This is a genomic window from Oceanobacillus luteolus, from assembly GCF_042678205.1.
GTDB classification, from domain to species: Bacteria; Bacillota; Bacilli; order Bacillales; family Amphibacillaceae; genus Oceanobacillus; species Oceanobacillus luteolus.
This window is the reverse complement of sequence record NZ_JBHUDE010000040.1, coordinates 89,102-105,686: the sequence shown is the minus strand read 5'-3', so window position 1 is coordinate 105,686 and position 16,585 is coordinate 89,102. Positions and strand designations below refer to the sequence as shown.

The following is a 16,585-nucleotide window of genomic DNA, read 5'->3' as shown; positions in this document are numbered from 1 at the left end:
ACCGTGCAAAAATCATCATTTAAGCTCATTGTATGATTTATAGCTTAATGTGTCTTACACTTTTCCGCCAATCCTTTTTCTTTAAGGAGTTTGATCATTGTTTCGCCCATGACGGAAGGAGTTTCTGCAACCGCAATTCCACATTCCTTCATCACACGATTTTTCGCTTCAGCAGTTCCTTCGCCGCCAGAAATGATTGCACCAGCATGCCCCATTCTTTTACCTGGAGGTGCTGTTGCTCCGCCAATGAATCCAACTACAGGTTTTGTCATATTCTCTTTTACCCATTGTGCAGCTTCTTCTTCGGCTGTTCCACCGATTTCACCAATCATGATAACTGCTTCAGTTTCAGGGTCTTTATTGAATGCATCCAACACATCAATAAAGTTTGTACCGTTAACAGGGTCGCCACCGATCCCTACTGCGGTAGTTTGCCCGTATCCTGCTTCAGTCAATTGATGTACAGCTTCATATGTCAATGTACCTGAACGGGAAACAACCCCAATATGACCTTTTTTATGGATATATCCAGGCATAATACCGATTTTACATTCATCAGCCGTAATGACACCTGGGCAGTTTGGACCAATTAATCGCGTTTTCTTACCTTCCATATATCGTTTTACTTTTACCATATCTAATACTGGTATATGCTCGGTAATACAGATGACAAGATCTAGCTCCGCATCTGTAGCTTCGATGATTGCATCCGCAGCGAATGGAGCAGGTACGTAGATTACAGATGCTGTAGCACCCGTAGCCTCCACCGCTTCCTGAACAGTGTTAAACACCGGTACACCTTCGACTTCTGTTCCACCTTTTTTCGGAGAGGTACCTCCAACAATTTTTGTCCCGTATTCTAGCATTTGCTTCGTATGAAATCTAGCAGTTCCCCCGGTAATACCTTGGACAATTACTTTTGTATCTTTATCAACAAATACGCCCATATCGTTTCGTCCGCCCTTTCTCCAAAATTACGTTTTTCTGATTTCTAATTTGAGTTATTTTACTAGAGAAACAATTTTCTGTGCCCCATCAGCCATGGAGTTCGCTGGTGTGATATCTAAACCAGATTCGTTTAGAATTTTCTTACCTAAATCTACGTTTGTTCCTTCTAAACGGACTACTAACGGAATTTGTAAGCCAACCTCTTTTGTAGCGGCAACAACTCCCTCAGCAATAACATCACATTTCATAATTCCACCGAATATATTAACAAAAATCCCTTTAACATTTGGATCTGAAAGGATGATCTTAAACGCTTCCGTAACTTTCTCAGCCGTAGCGCCACCTCCAACATCAAGGAAGTTTGCCGGATCGCCACCATAATATTTGATGATATCCATCGTTGACATGGCAAGACCTGCCCCATTAACCATACAACCAATGTTTCCGTCAAGCGAAACATAGCTTAAGTCATGTTTGGAAGCTTCGATTTCTTTTTCATCTTCTTCATCTAAGTCACGTAATTCGACAATGTCTGGGTGACGATATAACGCATTATCATCAAAGTTCAACTTTGCGTCCAATGCCAATACTTCTCCGTCACCAGTTGTAACGAGTGGGTTAATTTCAGCAATCGAGCAATCTTTAGCGACAAACGCTTCATATAATGAAGTCATAAATCCGACTGCTTTATTTATTAATTCATGCGGGATATTCATATTGAATGCCAATCTTCTAGCTTGGTAAGGTGCTAGTCCAACTACAGGATCAACAACCTCTTTAAAGATTTTCTCAGGTGTTGCCGCTGCAACCTCTTCAATTTCGGTTCCTCCTTCTTCGGAACCCATTAGCACGACACGGGATGTTGCTCTATCAAGAACCACACCTATGTAATATTCTTTTTTAATATCGCAGCCTTCTTCAATCAAGAGTCTTTTAACTTCTTTACCTTCCGGCCCAGTTTGATGCGTAACAAGTACTTTGCCTAGTATTTCATCAGCATATGTACGAACCTCATCCAAACCTTTAGCTACTTTGACTCCTCCGGCTTTTCCACGTCCCCCTGCGTGAATCTGCGCCTTTACTACAGTTACATCAGTTCCAAGCTTTTCAGCAGCCTCTACCGCTTCATCAACGGAATAAGCTACATGCCCTCTAGGAACTTTCACACCAAAATCGCGCAGTAATTCTTTAGCTTGATATTCGTGAATGTTCATCTTTCATCCTCCCCAACATATTAAATGCAATTCCATTGTATTAAATTAAAACCGTTTTCACAAGAGATAAGAGATAAGAGATTGTAAATCTTTTATTCATTCACTCTTTATCTTCCAATTGTTTATCTGTTTCATAGATAAAAGCGAATACTTCAGCGACAACTTGATAAAGTTCCTCAGGTATATATTCATTCACATTCAATTCAGCCAATAGCTCTACTAATGAGGAATCTTCAACGACTGGGATATCATGCTGATCAGCAAGTTTAATAATTTCTTCAGCGATATATCCTTTTCCAGCTGCACTTACAAATGGAGCGGAGTCCTTATCTTTGTTATAACGTAGGCTCACGGCCTTCCTTTGGCTTTCCATCATATACGAAAATCCACCCCCTGGCTATCATCCCTGCGATATGCTTCTTGACCGATAGAATGCTTCTCCTTCTCTTTCAACTTTCTAAATTGAATAGAAGATAGCCGATAATTTAAAGCGTCCAGACCTGTTTCAAGATTTTCTTTAAATTGTTTCGAAATGACTGGAAGACCTTTTGTATTATTAAAAACAGTAATTGCCACAGCCCGTTGTTGGATGTTTACATCAATCACCGTCTCTTTAAGCTTCTCTAATTCTAGGTAAAAAATGATTCGACAGTAATCAGGGTCAATTTCTCCATCTTCATTTTTCTTACCTTCGAATTCAAGGGCGAGATCATTGACGAGCCCCAATCTTTCTGCAGGAAGCTGCAGAGCAGCCTGTACAAAAGTTGCCGTATCATTGACGCTTTGTATTTGTACTCCTTGAATGACGTTAAGTAATCTTGAATACTGATCCTGGCTGATATACTCCTGTCCTCCTATTAGCTGGAGTAACAATCCTTTTATCGTCTGTTGTAAGTTACTGGGAACCTTCTCAGTTACCAAGCGATGTTCATAGTCCAAACCCAACATTGTATATGATTGGCGGATATGCTCAATAAACTTCTCTTTCGTAGAGAGTTCCAAAAAGTTCTCTTGTTCCATCGTGGTCCTTGCTAAGCGTAATATATGATCCAGATGCTCCCCATTATTTAATGCTTGCAACCCTCGGTATACAGCTAAAATATTTTGCTGTGATTGAAGTAGAGAATTTAAAGTTTGATGGTGGTTTTGCGGAATAAAAGGAAAAATGTGCTGTTTCAACTCGCTTTGCAATGAATTCAATAACTCACCTGATAATGCGTTTCCTGTTGCTTGTTGAAGCATGATTCTCGGAGTCCATTTATCTAGGAATAATTGCACTGCTTTCGTAAATTCGTTTCTTCGTGAATCGATATGATAAAATACCCGAAGAATATCTCGGTCATTCAATTGAATAGGGAGTTGATTAGTGGGATTAGTTAGATTTTTTCCCGTAAAATGACTCCATTCTTTGACCCATGTTGTAAAGTCCACCTTATGTGAAATAAAGCCTAAACCTTTTAAGATCCGATACATCGCATCGTTATTAGATTTATTTTGGGTGTTGATATATTGTAATAATCCATCCCGAAAGCTCACTGGCTTTTCAGTTAATTTATCAATCATTTCAAGCAGTTGCCGCTCCGTGTTGACAAAATGTCTGTCTAAATTCCTCCTATTTTCACTAGTAAGAAAGTTCAAGTTAGAAGAGGAATGCTCCTTTAAGGCAGTCAATTCCTCACTAATACTTGTCGACTTGCTAGCTAAAAGAGACTGAAAAGTAGATTCAGTAATCGGCAACTTTTTTAAAATCATTTCAAATAAAACCATGGAAACCAATCCACTATTTTTCTCCCCCTTTAGGAGTTGAATAGCGGATTGAAGCTCAGCTTTATCAAAAGGTATAGCATAATTTGTAAGCAGTTGCAGCAACTGCAAATTTTGCTTTGAGCTCTTAATTCCAAGACTTTTTAATAGTTTGGCTAAATTGGTTGTTTCTTCTCTTTTCAATTGGTCTCCAAGCACTCTTAATTGCAGCATACTTGCATTTGCAGTAACCTGAAAATGATATCTTGCTCCAAGCTCTAATCCAACCTCTAGCTTGGCAACAAAACGGTTTCCACCAAGACTGATTTCAGCCTTATTTTCCGGATAAAGTTTTAGTACTTTCCCCTGAATGATTTGACCTGAACGGAGTGGTACTGGACCATTGCGTATTGGATTTAAAGAGGGCATGTTTGATACTTTGGAAAAATGCAATGGTGAAACCTCCTTTATTGACCAATGAATTTCCGGACTGGTGCGAAAGATCTACGATGATATGGAGACGCACCATACCTTTCTAAGCTTTCCATATGTTTTTTTGTACCGTAACCCATATTAGAATTAAAGTCATACATCGGGTATTCATTATGTATTTTTCTCATTAAACGATCACGTGTCACCTTAGCCAATATACTTGCAGCTGCAATAGTAATACTTTTTGCATCACCCTTAACGATTACATCAAACGACATAGTCAATTGAGGTAAGGCAACTGCGTCAAGAAGCACATGATCAGGCTTTTGCGATAAACCATCAACCGCTTGATACATAGCAAGCTTTGTAGCTTCCAGTATATTTAAATGGTCAATTTGTTCGTTGGAAATCACTGCCACATTATAACTAACAGCTTGTTCTATGATGATGTCAAAGAAATTCTCTCTTTCTTTTTCCGTAAGTTGTTTGGAATCATTCAAGCCAAGCAGGACAAAATCATCCGGTAAAATAACAGAAGCCGCGACTACAGGCCCCGCTAAAGGACCACGCCCAGCTTCATCTACACCCGCTATATATTGATGACCGTTATTCTTAGCATGTTTCTCATATGTCAACATTTCTTCAAAGTTAGCAAGCTGTTGCTCTTTCTTTAATTTTTCTTTCTCATATTTATGAAGGAGAACTTGAACCCCTTTGCGTTCATCCCGCTTTAATTGCTCTATTAATTCCTCCGTGATTTCATTATGTTCAAACATCTGTCTTATAACAGCAATCGATTTAGTATTCATATTCAACATTTCCCCCGCACACATCTTGTTCATGATTCTAGTTGTTCCGGTTCTTCTAGTGAAATCCGCCCTATTCTGCCAGCACGAAGATCGCGTAGGAGTAACTCAGAGACTTTATCGAAATCAACTTCTCCTCCGCTTTCCAATGCACCACGCTTTTTGCCGATAATTTCAAACACTTCCAACATATCGTCTAATTCTGCCGGTACTGAAAAACGATCAAAAAGCTCATTAGGATAATGTACTTGCAGAAAGCGGATCACATATACTGTAATATCTTGTAAAGATAAGATTGTATCTTTAATAGTGCCAATGGCTGCAAGACGATATCCTACCGTTTGATCTTCAAATTTTGGCCATAGAATACCTGGAGTATCTAGCAGTTCAAAATCTTTTTTTATTTTAATCCATAACTGTTGTTTAGTTATTCCTGGACGGTCACCCGTTTTAGCTGCTTTTCTATTGGCTAATCGATTGATTAAAGTGGATTTCCCTACATTAGGTATACCAAGTATCATTGCGCGATGTGCCCTGGGTTTTACCCCCTTAGCCACTAACTTATCAATTTTCTTTTGACCGATTTTTTTCGCTAATGATATAACTTGTTTTATATCTTCTTTATTGTTCACATCCACAGCCACTGCTGGTATATCGTTGTCTTTATAATAAGATAACCATTTTTCTGTTACTTTTGGGTCAGCGAGATCCCGCTTCATTAGAACTACCATTTTATCTTTATTCTGGATAATCTGGTGCAGTAAGGGGTTCTCTGACGACTGTGGTGCCCGAGCATCCAAGAGTTCTATTACAAAGTCAACTAGTTTTAAGTTTTGTTCGACTTCTCGTCTAGCTTTGGCCATATGGCCTGGAAACCATTGTACTTGCATCTATATCACCTATTCTCCCACAAATTGAATACGATCAAATGGCCAATAAATCAGACTGGCTTTTCCTACAATTTGATCCATATCTATTAATCCGATCATTCGACTATCAGTGGAATTCCCACGATTGTCACCTAGTACCAATACATAACCCTCTGGGATTACTTCATGATTGCCTGGTAGTTCTTCGAGAGTAAAATCATTCTTTACAGACTGGAATGTAGCCGATTGCTTATTTTCCGGTAAAAATTCCTCTTCAACAGGCTCACCGTTTATGTGGAGAACATTATCGACCACTGCTACATGCTCACCAGGTAGACCAACTACACGCTTAATGAAATCTTTTTGGGCGTCCGCATGAAAAACCACAATATCGAATCGCTCTGGATCTTTAAAGTTATAACTGAACTTATTCACAATCATCTGATCCCGGTCATGTAATGTTGGCAACATGGATGGACCATCTACAATGATTGGAGCGAATAAAAACATCCGAACGATAAAAGCTATACCAAGCGCGACCAATAAAGCTTTCATCCATTCTAACCATTCATTCTTCTTCTTTTTCGCCATATGTTCTCCTCCGACACTCACATTTCCTTATCCATTCATAAGTTTAATCAATAAGTATGTACATTATAACATTTAACGACTAACTATAAAATTATAAAAGGAGCTTGAACAATTGCTCAAGCTCCTTTCGTGTTTTATTTGATCTGTTTTGAAATTAGCGACGTTCTTTAATACGTGCAGCTTTTCCACGTAGATTACGTAGATAGTAAAGCTTAGCACGACGTACAATACCACGACGAGTAACTTCAATTTTGTCAACACGTGGTGAGTGTACTGGGAAAGTACGTTCCACACCTACACCGTAAGAGATTTTTCTTACTGTGAATGTTTCACTGATACCACCGTTTTGACGTTTGATTACTACACCCTCAAAAATCTGGATACGCTCACGAGTTCCTTCAACAACTTTCACGTGAACTTTTACCGTATCTCCAGCTCTGAATTCTGGGTGATCTGTACGAAGCTGATCTTTAGTAATTTCTGCAATTAGTTCTTGCATTTGCTTCACTCCTTCCAAACCAATGTTCATCATTCTCTATAGGAACAGCGGAACATCGTTTATACGTGCATAAACACAAGTTTAAATATAGCATAAACAAACAACATATTCAACTTATTTTTAAAAATAATCTTTGTAAATTTTGTAGCTTACATAGATTGTATAATAATTAATGATTTCTTTATATGCGAGACAACTCCGCTCCAAGGTCCGCAGTCCGGATACACCTTCGCTTTCCGCGGGCGGCTGATGAGCCTCCTCGGGCTACGCCCCGCGGGGTCTCATCGATGCCTCTCTTCCCGCAGGAGTCTTCGGTGTATCCGAGCCGCTCCCAGAAAAATCTATTAGTTGGATCTTTGAATGGTATTAATTAATATATAAGCTTTTACTTACTAATATATATTATAAATTAACAATTAATAGAAATGTAATGAAATAATTGTCGCTAAATACAATACCCATAATCCACTGAACTAATAAATGTATAGCAGGGAGCAGTCCAAATACCTCGTAACTCCTGCGGAAGGAAAGGCCTAGGGGGGAGACCCCACAGGGCATTTATGCCCACGGAGGCTCCCCCAACCGCTCGCCGAAAGCGAGAGGTATTTGGACTGCGGACTTCAGATGGAAATGTTTTTTATTCTATTCGTTTTAGTTCTTGTATGATTTGTTTTTCTTCTTCTGTGAGTGGATAGGTTTCTAGGAGATCGGGTCTGCGTTCAAGTGTGCGTTTTAGGGATTGTGTTTTTCTCCATTTGGCAATTTTAGCATGGTCTCCAGAGAGCAGAACATCAGGCACGCTCATATTGCGATAAGTTGCTGGTCTTGTATAATGAGGATGTTCCAGTAGACCGGTTGAAAACGAATCTTCTACCGCGGACTCTTCATTTCCTAATACATCAGGCAACAAACGGACAACACTGTCAACAATCACCATTGCTCCCAGCTCGCCACCAGTCAATACATAATCCCCAATCGAAATTTCATCCGTTGCTAATCCTAAGCGAATACGTTCATCATAACCTTCATAATGTCCACAAATAAAAATGAGATGATCCTCTTTTGCCAATTCCTCAGCCTTTTTTTGTGTATACTGTTCCCCTTGAGGGCAAAGTAGAACAATCCGCGGCTTCGTATCTTTCTCTTCAAGCAGGGCATCTACAGCATCAAATACAGGCTGGGGAGTGAGAACCATCCCGGCTCCTCCGCCATAGGGATAATCATCAACTTTTCTATGTTTATTTTCTGTATAATCTCTGAAATTCACTAGATTATATGAAAATTTATCTTTTTCTTGAGCTTTTTTTAATATGGACGATTGAAATACCCCTTCCATCATTTCGGGAAATAACGTTAAAATATCTATATGCATTAATCCAGCAGTCCTTCCATCAGTTCAATAAAAATTTTCTTATTTTCAATGTCAACTTTTTTTACAACAGGCTCTATATAAGGGATATAAGCATCTTTTTTTCCATGACGGCTCAACACCCATACATCATTCGCACCGGGAGCTAGTATTTCTTTAATATCGCCTAACTTTTCACCATTGAGATCGAATACTTCACATCCAATAATCTCATGGTAATAGAATTCATCCTCTGGTAACTCTAATTGTTGTTCTTCATGAATTTGCAAGTAGAGTCCCTTATATTTTTCGACATCATTGATGTTGTTCAGGTTCTTGAACTTTAAAAGGTCAAAACCTTTATGTATTCGATGACTTTCAATAATCAAGGGTACTGTATGATTTTCATCCTTAATATAAACTGTTTCACCGCTTGCAAACCGTTCTTCAAAGTCTGTAATTCTTTTTACTTTCACTTCTCCACGAATCCCATGGGTATTTACAATTTTACCGATATTAAACATTTTATTCGCCATTACTTCCACCTACCTATTCGTCTATTCGCACAACGATGTCATCTTTAATCACAATCGCTTGTCTCTTCATTAATTGTTCCCAATTTGCACCAATACTTACTTCAACAAGAGATTCAACTTCCCCCTCGACAATTTCACTTCCGTCTTCCAATATTTCTAGCTGTTCCTCTTTAAATGTAATCAGTTCAATTTCATCCTTACGTTTACTGATTTCCTTTTGGAACCTCAACTCTATCTCCTGCTTCGGCACACCTTTTTTATTCAGCATTTTTCGCTTTTCAAATAGGAGTTGTTGACACTCTTGTTCAAGTCGCATTTTTTGTTCAAAAAAATTGGATTTTATTTTGGCTTTACTTTGTTCGGTAATTACCTGCTTAATTTCAACTTTTTTAATAATTTTCACCATGTTCCCCCACTCTCGAGTATCAATAGTTGTATTCTTGAGCTCCCATTATCTTCAGGTGATTCGGTGAGAATGTATAAAAAGGGAAAGAAGAACCATTGGCTCCTTTCCCTTTTACATAATATCTAAGTAGATTCGCTTGTTCTCATCCGTTTTCGCTGCGTATACAACGGTTCGGATCGCTTTTGCAATACGTCCATTTTTGCCGATAACTTTGCCAACATCTTCTTCATGAACTTGAAGATGGTAAACAACTTTTGTTTCCTCTTCTCTTTCTGTAACTACGATATCCTCTGGATTATCGACAAGAGAAGTGACAATAGTTTCAATTAGGGCTTTCATGGTATCACACTACTTTGCTTGATTTTTCTGTTCGTGGAATTTCTTCATGATGCCTTCAGTTGAAAATAGATTACGTACTGTATCACTTGGTTTAGCACCATCAGCTAACCATTTAAGAGCTTTTTCTTCATCAATCTTCACTTCAACCGGGTTAGATACCGGGTTATATGTTCCGATTTGTTCGATTTGACGTCCGTCACGTGGAGAACGAGAATCTGCTACAACGATACGATAAAATGGATTTCTTTTAGAACCCATACGTTTTAAACGAATTTTAACAGCCATGTAAATTGCACCTCCAATTAATAGTTATTCACAAGTTTAAATTCTAACAGAAAATAATAGGTCTGTAAAGTGTTTTTACATTACAAAGAAAAAACATTTTACATAAACGGCAGTTTAAAGCCACCTCTACCTTTTTTACCCTTGCCTTTTTGCATATTCGTCATTTGTTTCATCATTTTCTTCATGTCTTCGAACTGCTTCAGCAATCTATTTACTTGGGATACAGTCGTACCTGATCCCTTTGCAATCCGCTTCTTCCTGCTTGCGTTAATGATACTTGGTTCTTGGCGCTCTTGTTTTGTCATAGATTTTACAATTGCTTCAACTTGACCTAATTGTTTTTCATCTACTTGTACATTTTTCAAGCCTTTCATCTTTCCAGCACCCGGAAGCATATCAAGCAGCTCATCAAGTGGACCCATCTGTTTGACTTGGGCCATTTGTTCAAGAAAGTCATCAAAAGTAAATGACATCGAACGCATTTTTTCTTCTAAAGCTTTGGCTTGTTGTTCATCTACGTTAGTTTGTGCCTTTTCTATTAACGATAGTACATCACCCATACCAAGAATCCGGGAGGCCATCCGTTCAGGGTGGAAGGCTTCTAGCTGATCGAGTTTCTCACCCATACCAGCAAATTTTATAGGTTTATCCGTTACCGCTTTAATGGATAGTGCCGCTCCACCGCGCGTATCCCCATCAAGCTTCGTCAGTACTACACCAGTGATATCGAGTTGTTCATTGAAGCTTTCTGCTACGTTTACTGCATCTTGACCCGTCATCGCATCCACAACAAGGAAAATTTCGTCCGGGGAAACAGCTGCTTTTATTTCCGCTAATTCATTCATTAAGTCAGAATCGACATGTAAGCGACCAGCAGTATCAATGATGACATAGTCATGATGTTCTTCTTTCGCTTTATCCATCGCTTGTTTTGCAATATCAACAGGATTTGCTTCTGTACCTAGGGAAAACACAGGCATATTCAATTGTGTACCTAATGTTTCCAATTGCTGGATCGCAGCAGGACGATATACGTCACAGGCAACAAGCAATGGTTTGCGATTATGCTTTTTTCTCAGTAAATTTGCTAGTTTCCCAGTTGTCGTTGTTTTACCTGCCCCTTGCAATCCAACCATCATGATTACAGTAGGTGGACGGTCTGCTACAGCAATCTTGCTGTTTTCCCCACCCATTAGTTCGGTTAATTCATCACGGACAATTTTAATAACTTGTTGTCCAGGAGTAAGACTTTCCATTACTTCCTGACCTACCGCTCGTTCTTTAATACGGTTGATCAAGTCTTTTACTACTTTAAAGTTAACATCAGCTTCTAGAAGAGCAAGTCTAATTTCACGGGACATTTCTTTAATATCTTGTTCCGAGACTTTTCCCTTCCCAGTAATTTTTTTTATCGTACTTTGCAGGCGTTCGGCTAACCCTTCAAATGCCATAGAAGGTAACCTCCTAATCTAATTCTTTTAGTTTATTTAGCAATTGCTTTATTTCTTTGTTCGGAGCATTTTTTTCCAATTCTTCAATAATCTCTTGGCGTCTTGTAAATTTCTCGTATAGATTCAACTTATCCTCATAGGATTCAAGCATAGATTCAGTACGTTTAATATTGTCATAGACAGCCTGACGTGAAACGGAAAACTCCTCAGATATCTCACTAAGTGAAAGATCCTCCAAATAATACATTTTCATGTATTTCTGTTGTTTTTCGGTTAAGAGATCCTGATAAAAATCAAATAAAAAGTTAATGCGCATTGTCTTTTCCAGCAATGAAAACGCCCCTTGTTAAGTGAAATCTCTTTACAAAACATCATAACGAATCAGTTGCTTCTATGTCAAGAAAGGTTTATATTAAGCTTCTTCTTCCAACATGTCAGCAAAAAGGCCATAAACGAAAAGGGAAGCATCGAATTCTTGAAGATCTTCCATCTTTTCTCCTAACCCTACAAATTTCACTGGAATATCCAGGTCTTTTCGAATCGCAAGTACAATTCCACCTTTTGCTGTACCGTCAAGCTTTGTTAATACGATTCCGGAGACATCTGTAGCTTGCGAAAAAGTTTTCGCTTGATTAAGAGCGTTTTGTCCAGTAGTAGCATCCAACACAAGCAGCACCTCATGTGGCGCCCCGGGAACTTCTCTTTCAATTACCCGTTTAATCTTTTCCAGTTCTTTCATCAAGTTCACTTTATTTTGCAATCTTCCTGCAGTATCACAAAGCAATACATCCGCTTCACGAGATTTGGCAGCCCGGATTCCATCATAGATAACTGCAGCTGGATCACTTCCAGCACTTTGTTTAATCACTTCAACGTCAGCACGCTTACCCCATTCTTCCAATTGCTCGATCGCACCAGCTCTGAATGTGTCTCCAGCAGCAAGCATGACTTTCTTCCCTTCCTGCTTAAATCGATGAGCAAGTTTACCGATGGAAGTTGTTTTACCTACACCATTAACTCCTACAACGAGAATAACCGTCATTGCATTTTCTTGGATATTTAACTTCTCAACTTCACCGCTATCATCGCCGTAATAAATCTCAACAAGTTTTTCAGAAATGACTTCCTTTACTTCTTCAGAGTCCTTTATATTCCGGCGTTTGACTTCCAGTTTCAATTCATCCACTAAATCCATCACAGTGGTGACACCGACGTCGGCTGAAATTAGAACTTCTTCCAGCTCCTCGAAAAAGTCCTCATCCACTTTTCGATACCTTGCAATTAAATCATTGATTCTCCCTGAAAATGCTCCCCGGGTCTTTTTCATACCTTCTTTATATGTTTCTTGGACTTGTTCTGTCTTTTCATCTTGTTTAAAACGTTGCTTAATTTTTTCAAAAAAACTCATTTTCCTAGCCTCCTTATGATTCAATTAATGTAGCAGTTTCCTCTAATTTTACAGATACCAAACGGCTGACGCCCGATTCTTGCATCGTAACCCCATATAATACATCAGCCTCTTCCATCGTCCCTTTTCGGTGGGTAATTACAATAAACTGCGTATGTTTGCTATAAAGTTTTACATATTTAGCAAACCGGCTGACATTCGCTTCATCCAGCGCAGCTTCGACCTCATCAAGGATACAAAACGGAACAGGACGCACCCTTAAAATGGCGAACAATAACGCTATCGCTGTCAAAGCCCGTTCACCACCTGAGAGAAGACCTAAATGCTGCAATTTCTTACCAGGCGGTTGTGCAATAATTTCTACTCCGGTTTCTAACAAATGGCTTGGATCAGTAAGCTTCAGCTCAGCCTTACCTCCACCAAAAAGTTCTTTAAATACAATTGTAAACTCTTTTTTAATCGCTTCAAAGGTTGTTTCAAAGCGCTCAATCATCTCTTTATCCAGTTCACTGATTACATTGAACAGTGTGTTCTTTGCATTAAGCAAATCTTGTTGTTGCTCACATAAAAACGTATACCTTTCGTGGATCCGGTCATATTCATCGATGGATCCGAGGTTGACCGTGCCTAAATCAGTGATTTTACGTTTTAATTCCTGTACTTCTTGTTGTGATTTGTCCACATCATCAGTTTTTTCATACTCTTTCCTTGCTCTTTCATACGTGATTGTATACTCGGTCTGAAGATGGTTTAGACGATTTTCTAATCCTACATCTAAACGGGTCATTTGTACTTCTTTATCTTGGATCTCAGCAAGTAGGATCTGGCTGCGTTTATTTTCTTCCTTCAGTTCCATTTCTTCATCACTAATTTCATGGGTTATCCTGCTTCGTTCATTACGCAATTCCTGAATTACTTGTGTGTATTCGGTTTTCTTTGTTTTTTCTTCCGCTATTGATTTATCAATTGTTTCTTCGGATTCTATATTAGCAGCAAATTCATCCAAATCCATTAGCTTTTGAGCTTCTTCAGCCAACAAGTTTTTTGTTGTTTGTACGAGCTCCTCGAGGCTTTTAACCCTGTCATACTGATTACGATAACGCTCTTCTTGTTTAGCAAAGATTAGTTTCTGTTCATGATATTTCTCTTGCAATAACGCTTTATTTTCTTTCACAGCGGCTTCTTCTTCCGTCAGCTTTTGTATGTGTTGCTCAATCTCATTAAGCTTCTCTTGAAGTGCAGTGAGTTGGTCATCAAGTTCAGCTTTTCTTTGTTTCAGATAGTTTGTATCTTCTTGATATAATTTTTCCTCTTGATCATAGATTGAAAGGCTGTCATTTAATGATTTTAAGTTCAGTTCAATCTCATGGAAGGATGTTTGCAACTCCTGAAGGTCTTGTTGTTCTTTTGCAAATTTTATCTCCGACATTTCGAGTTGATTCTCTCTATCATCCATAATTGATTGTTGTTCTTTTACTTTCTCCGCAAATGTATTTGCTCGTTCTTCATAATTCGTTAATTTTTCACGGATTTCTTCCAATTCTTTTTCTCTTGTAAACAATGATTGGTTTGTTTTTCTATTGGCTCCACCGGTCATAGCTCCACCTGGGGCAACGACATCACCTTCAAGTGTAACAATACGGTATTTCCTGCCCGTTATGGCGGCAATTTCATTGGCATCCTTTAGTGTTTCGGTAATTAATACATGTCCCATCAAATGATTGACAGCTCGTTGATACTCCGTTTCTGTTGATACTAAGTCAGCAGCTACTCCTACAAATCCGTGATGACTTTTTATCCGTTCAATAAGATGATCAGGGATAAAACGCTCTTGGATTGTGTTTAGCGGTAGAAAAGTTGCTCTTCCATTATTCGTTTTCTTTAACCAGGAAATAGCAGTCCGCGCTGTACTCTCATCCTGGACAACAATGTGTTGCGCTTGCCCACCTAGTACAACTTCTATAGCGGGTATAAACTGTTTTGGAACATCAATCAATTCAATGACTGCTCCAGCAATCTGCTGTAAACTGCCATTTTCCCGCGCTTTCAAAATAGCTTTTACACCATGGAAGAATCCTTGGAAGTCTTCTTTCATTTCCTCGAGCATTTCTTTTCTTGATTTTAACTTCTCAATATATTGATATCCTTGATATAACTTGGTCTGCATTTCTTGAAACTGTTTTCGATCTCTTTCAATATCGGATTTCAATTGTTTTATATGTTGCTCACTGTTTGAACAGATTTCTTTATGCGAGGAAAGTCTTTCTTGCAATTTTTGTTTTTCTTCTTCTAGTTTCTTACGTTCTTCTAATGACGCTTGAAACCTTTCAGACTGTCTCGTATTCTTAGAGTAGAGCTGTTCAAGCTGTTTTTCAATGGATTGCTTCTCATTACGTGATGCTGCTTGAACATTTAACTGCTCAATGTATTCCGATTTTAAATCCTCAATCTGATCGGCTATCGCCTCTTCATTTCGTTGAAGCTTCGTCTCCAATTCTTTAATACTAGCTTTCGTTTTTTCCTTTTCATGTTTAAGCTGTTCCAGTTTCTCTTTTTCTTCGGCCAATTCATTTTCATGATTAGCCAGCTGGATTTCAGTCTGTTTTTTCTCTTCAATTAACTTTTGTTTATTCTCCCCAAAATGCTTAGAACGCTCCGAGAACAGCTGCTTCTTTCCTTCTAATTTTTCAAGCTGTTCGGTTGATTTAAGTAGCTTTCCTTGCATTTCCTCAATTTGTTGATCAAGTTTTAAATTTGCTTGTTTTTGCTCTTCAATCCACGCTTCCCGCTTTTGGATACTCGTGGAAAGGGCAATTTGCTTTTGTCTTTCTTTTTCAATCTCTTGTTTTATCCGTTCCCATTTAATATGCAACGTTTCAATTTCAGCAATGAGCAGTGAGATTTCTTTTTCCTTCAATTGCTCCTTCAACTCTAAATACTGATTAGCAATATTTTTTTGTCTTTCCAAAGGACCAAGCTGTGATTCCAATTCGTACAGGATATCCTCTACACGGTTGAGGTTCTCTTGGGTTTCAGCTAACTTATATTCAGATTTTTTCTTTCTTTGCTTATATTTAAGGACACCAGCCGCTTCTTCAAAGATTGTACGCCGTTCTTCGGCTTTTGAACTCAAAATTTCTTCCACTTTACCTTGGCTGATGATGGAGAAAGCTTCTCTACCTAGACCGGAGTCCATAAATAAATCAATGATATCCTTTAAACGACAAGATTGTTTATTAATATAAAACTCACTTTCTCCTGAACGATATACTCTTCTAGTTACACTAACCTCTTCATAATCAAGCGGCAGTGATTTGTCTTGGTTATCCAAGACCAAGGTAACTTCAGCAACATTCAATGCTTTACGTGTATCACTACCCTGAAAAATAATATCCTCCATTTTGGAGCCACGTAAAGATTTAGCAGATTGTTCACCGAGTACCCAACGGATCGCATCTGTAATATTACTTTTGCCACTTCCATTGGGTCCTACAACTGCAGTTACTCCTGGAACGAATTCAATAGAAATACGTTCGGCAAATGATTTAAAGCCGACACTGTCTAATTTTTTCAAATACATACACATTCTCCTATATACCAAAGTGCAACCGTCCATAAAAACAGATGTTTACAAGAATAAATAATAAAAAACGGACGATCCAAAACCACTTGGGCTTTCTTACAACGGGAGTTAAAAAACATTTTGAATG

The 16,585-nt window shown here is 38.6% G+C and carries 17 protein-coding genes; all 17 read right to left on the bottom strand.

The window, feature by feature from the left end; genetic code table 11:
* Window positions 1-44 precede the first annotated feature (44 nt).
* A complete protein-coding gene (gene sucD, locus ACFSBH_RS08415) occupies window positions 45-947 on the bottom strand; it encodes a succinate--CoA ligase subunit alpha (RefSeq protein ID WP_251510798.1) in 903 nt (300 codons plus the stop codon).
* A gap of 54 nt (window positions 948-1,001) precedes the next feature.
* The gene (gene sucC / locus ACFSBH_RS08410; protein ID WP_251510801.1) at window positions 1,002-2,162 is read right to left on the bottom strand and encodes an ADP-forming succinate--CoA ligase subunit beta; all 1,161 of its coding nucleotides are present in this window, start codon (window positions 2,160-2,162) and stop codon (window positions 1,002-1,004) included.
* A gap of 100 nt (window positions 2,163-2,262) precedes the next feature.
* Window positions 2,263-2,538 carry an EscU/YscU/HrcU family type III secretion system export apparatus switch protein gene (locus tag ACFSBH_RS08405; protein WP_251510803.1) on the bottom strand — a complete coding sequence of 92 codons (276 nt, stop codon included), beginning with the start codon at window positions 2,536-2,538 and terminating at the stop codon, window positions 2,263-2,265.
* Window positions 2,535-4,358, bottom strand: coding sequence for a hypothetical protein (locus ACFSBH_RS08400; RefSeq protein ID WP_379597041.1), 1,824 nt, complete (start codon window positions 4,356-4,358; stop codon window positions 2,535-2,537). Before ACFSBH_RS08400 ends, ACFSBH_RS08405 begins: the two co-directional genes overlap by 4 nt.
* Before the next feature lie 14 nt (window positions 4,359-4,372).
* Complete coding sequence (locus ACFSBH_RS08395; protein WP_379597039.1) at window positions 4,373-5,179, bottom strand: ribonuclease HII; 807 nt, start codon at window positions 5,177-5,179, stop codon at window positions 4,373-4,375.
* The gene (gene ylqF, locus ACFSBH_RS08390; RefSeq protein ID WP_251510809.1) at window positions 5,176-6,033 is read right to left on the bottom strand and encodes a ribosome biogenesis GTPase YlqF; all 858 of its coding nucleotides are present in this window, start codon (window positions 6,031-6,033) and stop codon (window positions 5,176-5,178) included. The genes ACFSBH_RS08395 and ylqF overlap by 4 nt, the downstream gene beginning before the upstream one ends.
* Before the next feature lie 9 nt (window positions 6,034-6,042).
* A complete protein-coding gene (lepB, locus tag ACFSBH_RS08385) occupies window positions 6,043-6,603 on the bottom strand; it encodes a signal peptidase I (protein ID WP_251510811.1) in 561 nt (186 codons plus the stop codon).
* 154 nt (window positions 6,604-6,757) lie between these two features.
* On the bottom strand, window positions 6,758-7,102 hold the full coding sequence (rplS, locus tag ACFSBH_RS08380) for a 50S ribosomal protein L19 (protein ID WP_251510813.1): 345 nt from the start codon (window positions 7,100-7,102) through the stop codon (window positions 6,758-6,760).
* A 637-nt stretch (window positions 7,103-7,739) separates the two neighbouring features.
* The gene (trmD, locus tag ACFSBH_RS08375; RefSeq protein WP_251510815.1) at window positions 7,740-8,474 is read right to left on the bottom strand and encodes a tRNA (guanosine(37)-N1)-methyltransferase TrmD; all 735 of its coding nucleotides are present in this window, start codon (window positions 8,472-8,474) and stop codon (window positions 7,740-7,742) included.
* On the bottom strand, window positions 8,474-8,986 hold the full coding sequence (rimM, locus tag ACFSBH_RS08370) for a ribosome maturation factor RimM (RefSeq protein ID WP_251510817.1): 513 nt from the start codon (window positions 8,984-8,986) through the stop codon (window positions 8,474-8,476). Before rimM ends, trmD begins: the two co-directional genes overlap by 1 nt.
* A 13-nt stretch (window positions 8,987-8,999) precedes the next feature.
* Window positions 9,000-9,392 carry a YlqD family protein gene (locus tag ACFSBH_RS08365; RefSeq protein WP_285853514.1) on the bottom strand — a complete coding sequence of 131 codons (393 nt, stop codon included), beginning with the start codon at window positions 9,390-9,392 and terminating at the stop codon, window positions 9,000-9,002.
* Window positions 9,393-9,503: 111 nt separating this feature from the next.
* Entirely contained in the window at window positions 9,504-9,731 is a 228-nt protein-coding gene (locus ACFSBH_RS08360) for a KH domain-containing protein (protein ID WP_379597034.1), read from the bottom strand.
* A gap of 9 nt (window positions 9,732-9,740) precedes the next feature.
* Window positions 9,741-10,016: a 30S ribosomal protein S16 gene (gene rpsP / locus ACFSBH_RS08355; RefSeq protein WP_251510823.1), complete on the bottom strand. Its 276-nt coding sequence runs from the start codon at window positions 10,014-10,016 to the stop codon at window positions 9,741-9,743.
* 98 nt (window positions 10,017-10,114) lie between these two features.
* A complete protein-coding gene (gene ffh / locus ACFSBH_RS08350; RefSeq protein WP_251510825.1) occupies window positions 10,115-11,467 on the bottom strand; it encodes a signal recognition particle protein in 1,353 nt (450 codons plus the stop codon).
* A 13-nt stretch (window positions 11,468-11,480) separates the two neighbouring features.
* Window positions 11,481-11,798, bottom strand: coding sequence for a putative DNA-binding protein (locus tag ACFSBH_RS08345; RefSeq protein WP_251510827.1), 318 nt, complete (start codon window positions 11,796-11,798; stop codon window positions 11,481-11,483).
* Window positions 11,799-11,879: 81 nt separating this feature from the next.
* Entirely contained in the window at window positions 11,880-12,875 is a 996-nt protein-coding gene (gene ftsY / locus ACFSBH_RS08340; RefSeq protein WP_379597031.1) for a signal recognition particle-docking protein FtsY, read from the bottom strand.
* Window positions 12,876-12,888: 13 nt separating this feature from the next.
* The gene (smc, locus tag ACFSBH_RS08335) at window positions 12,889-16,455 is read right to left on the bottom strand and encodes a chromosome segregation protein SMC (RefSeq protein ID WP_379597029.1); all 3,567 of its coding nucleotides are present in this window, start codon (window positions 16,453-16,455) and stop codon (window positions 12,889-12,891) included.
* Window positions 16,456-16,585: the final 130 nt, after the last annotated feature.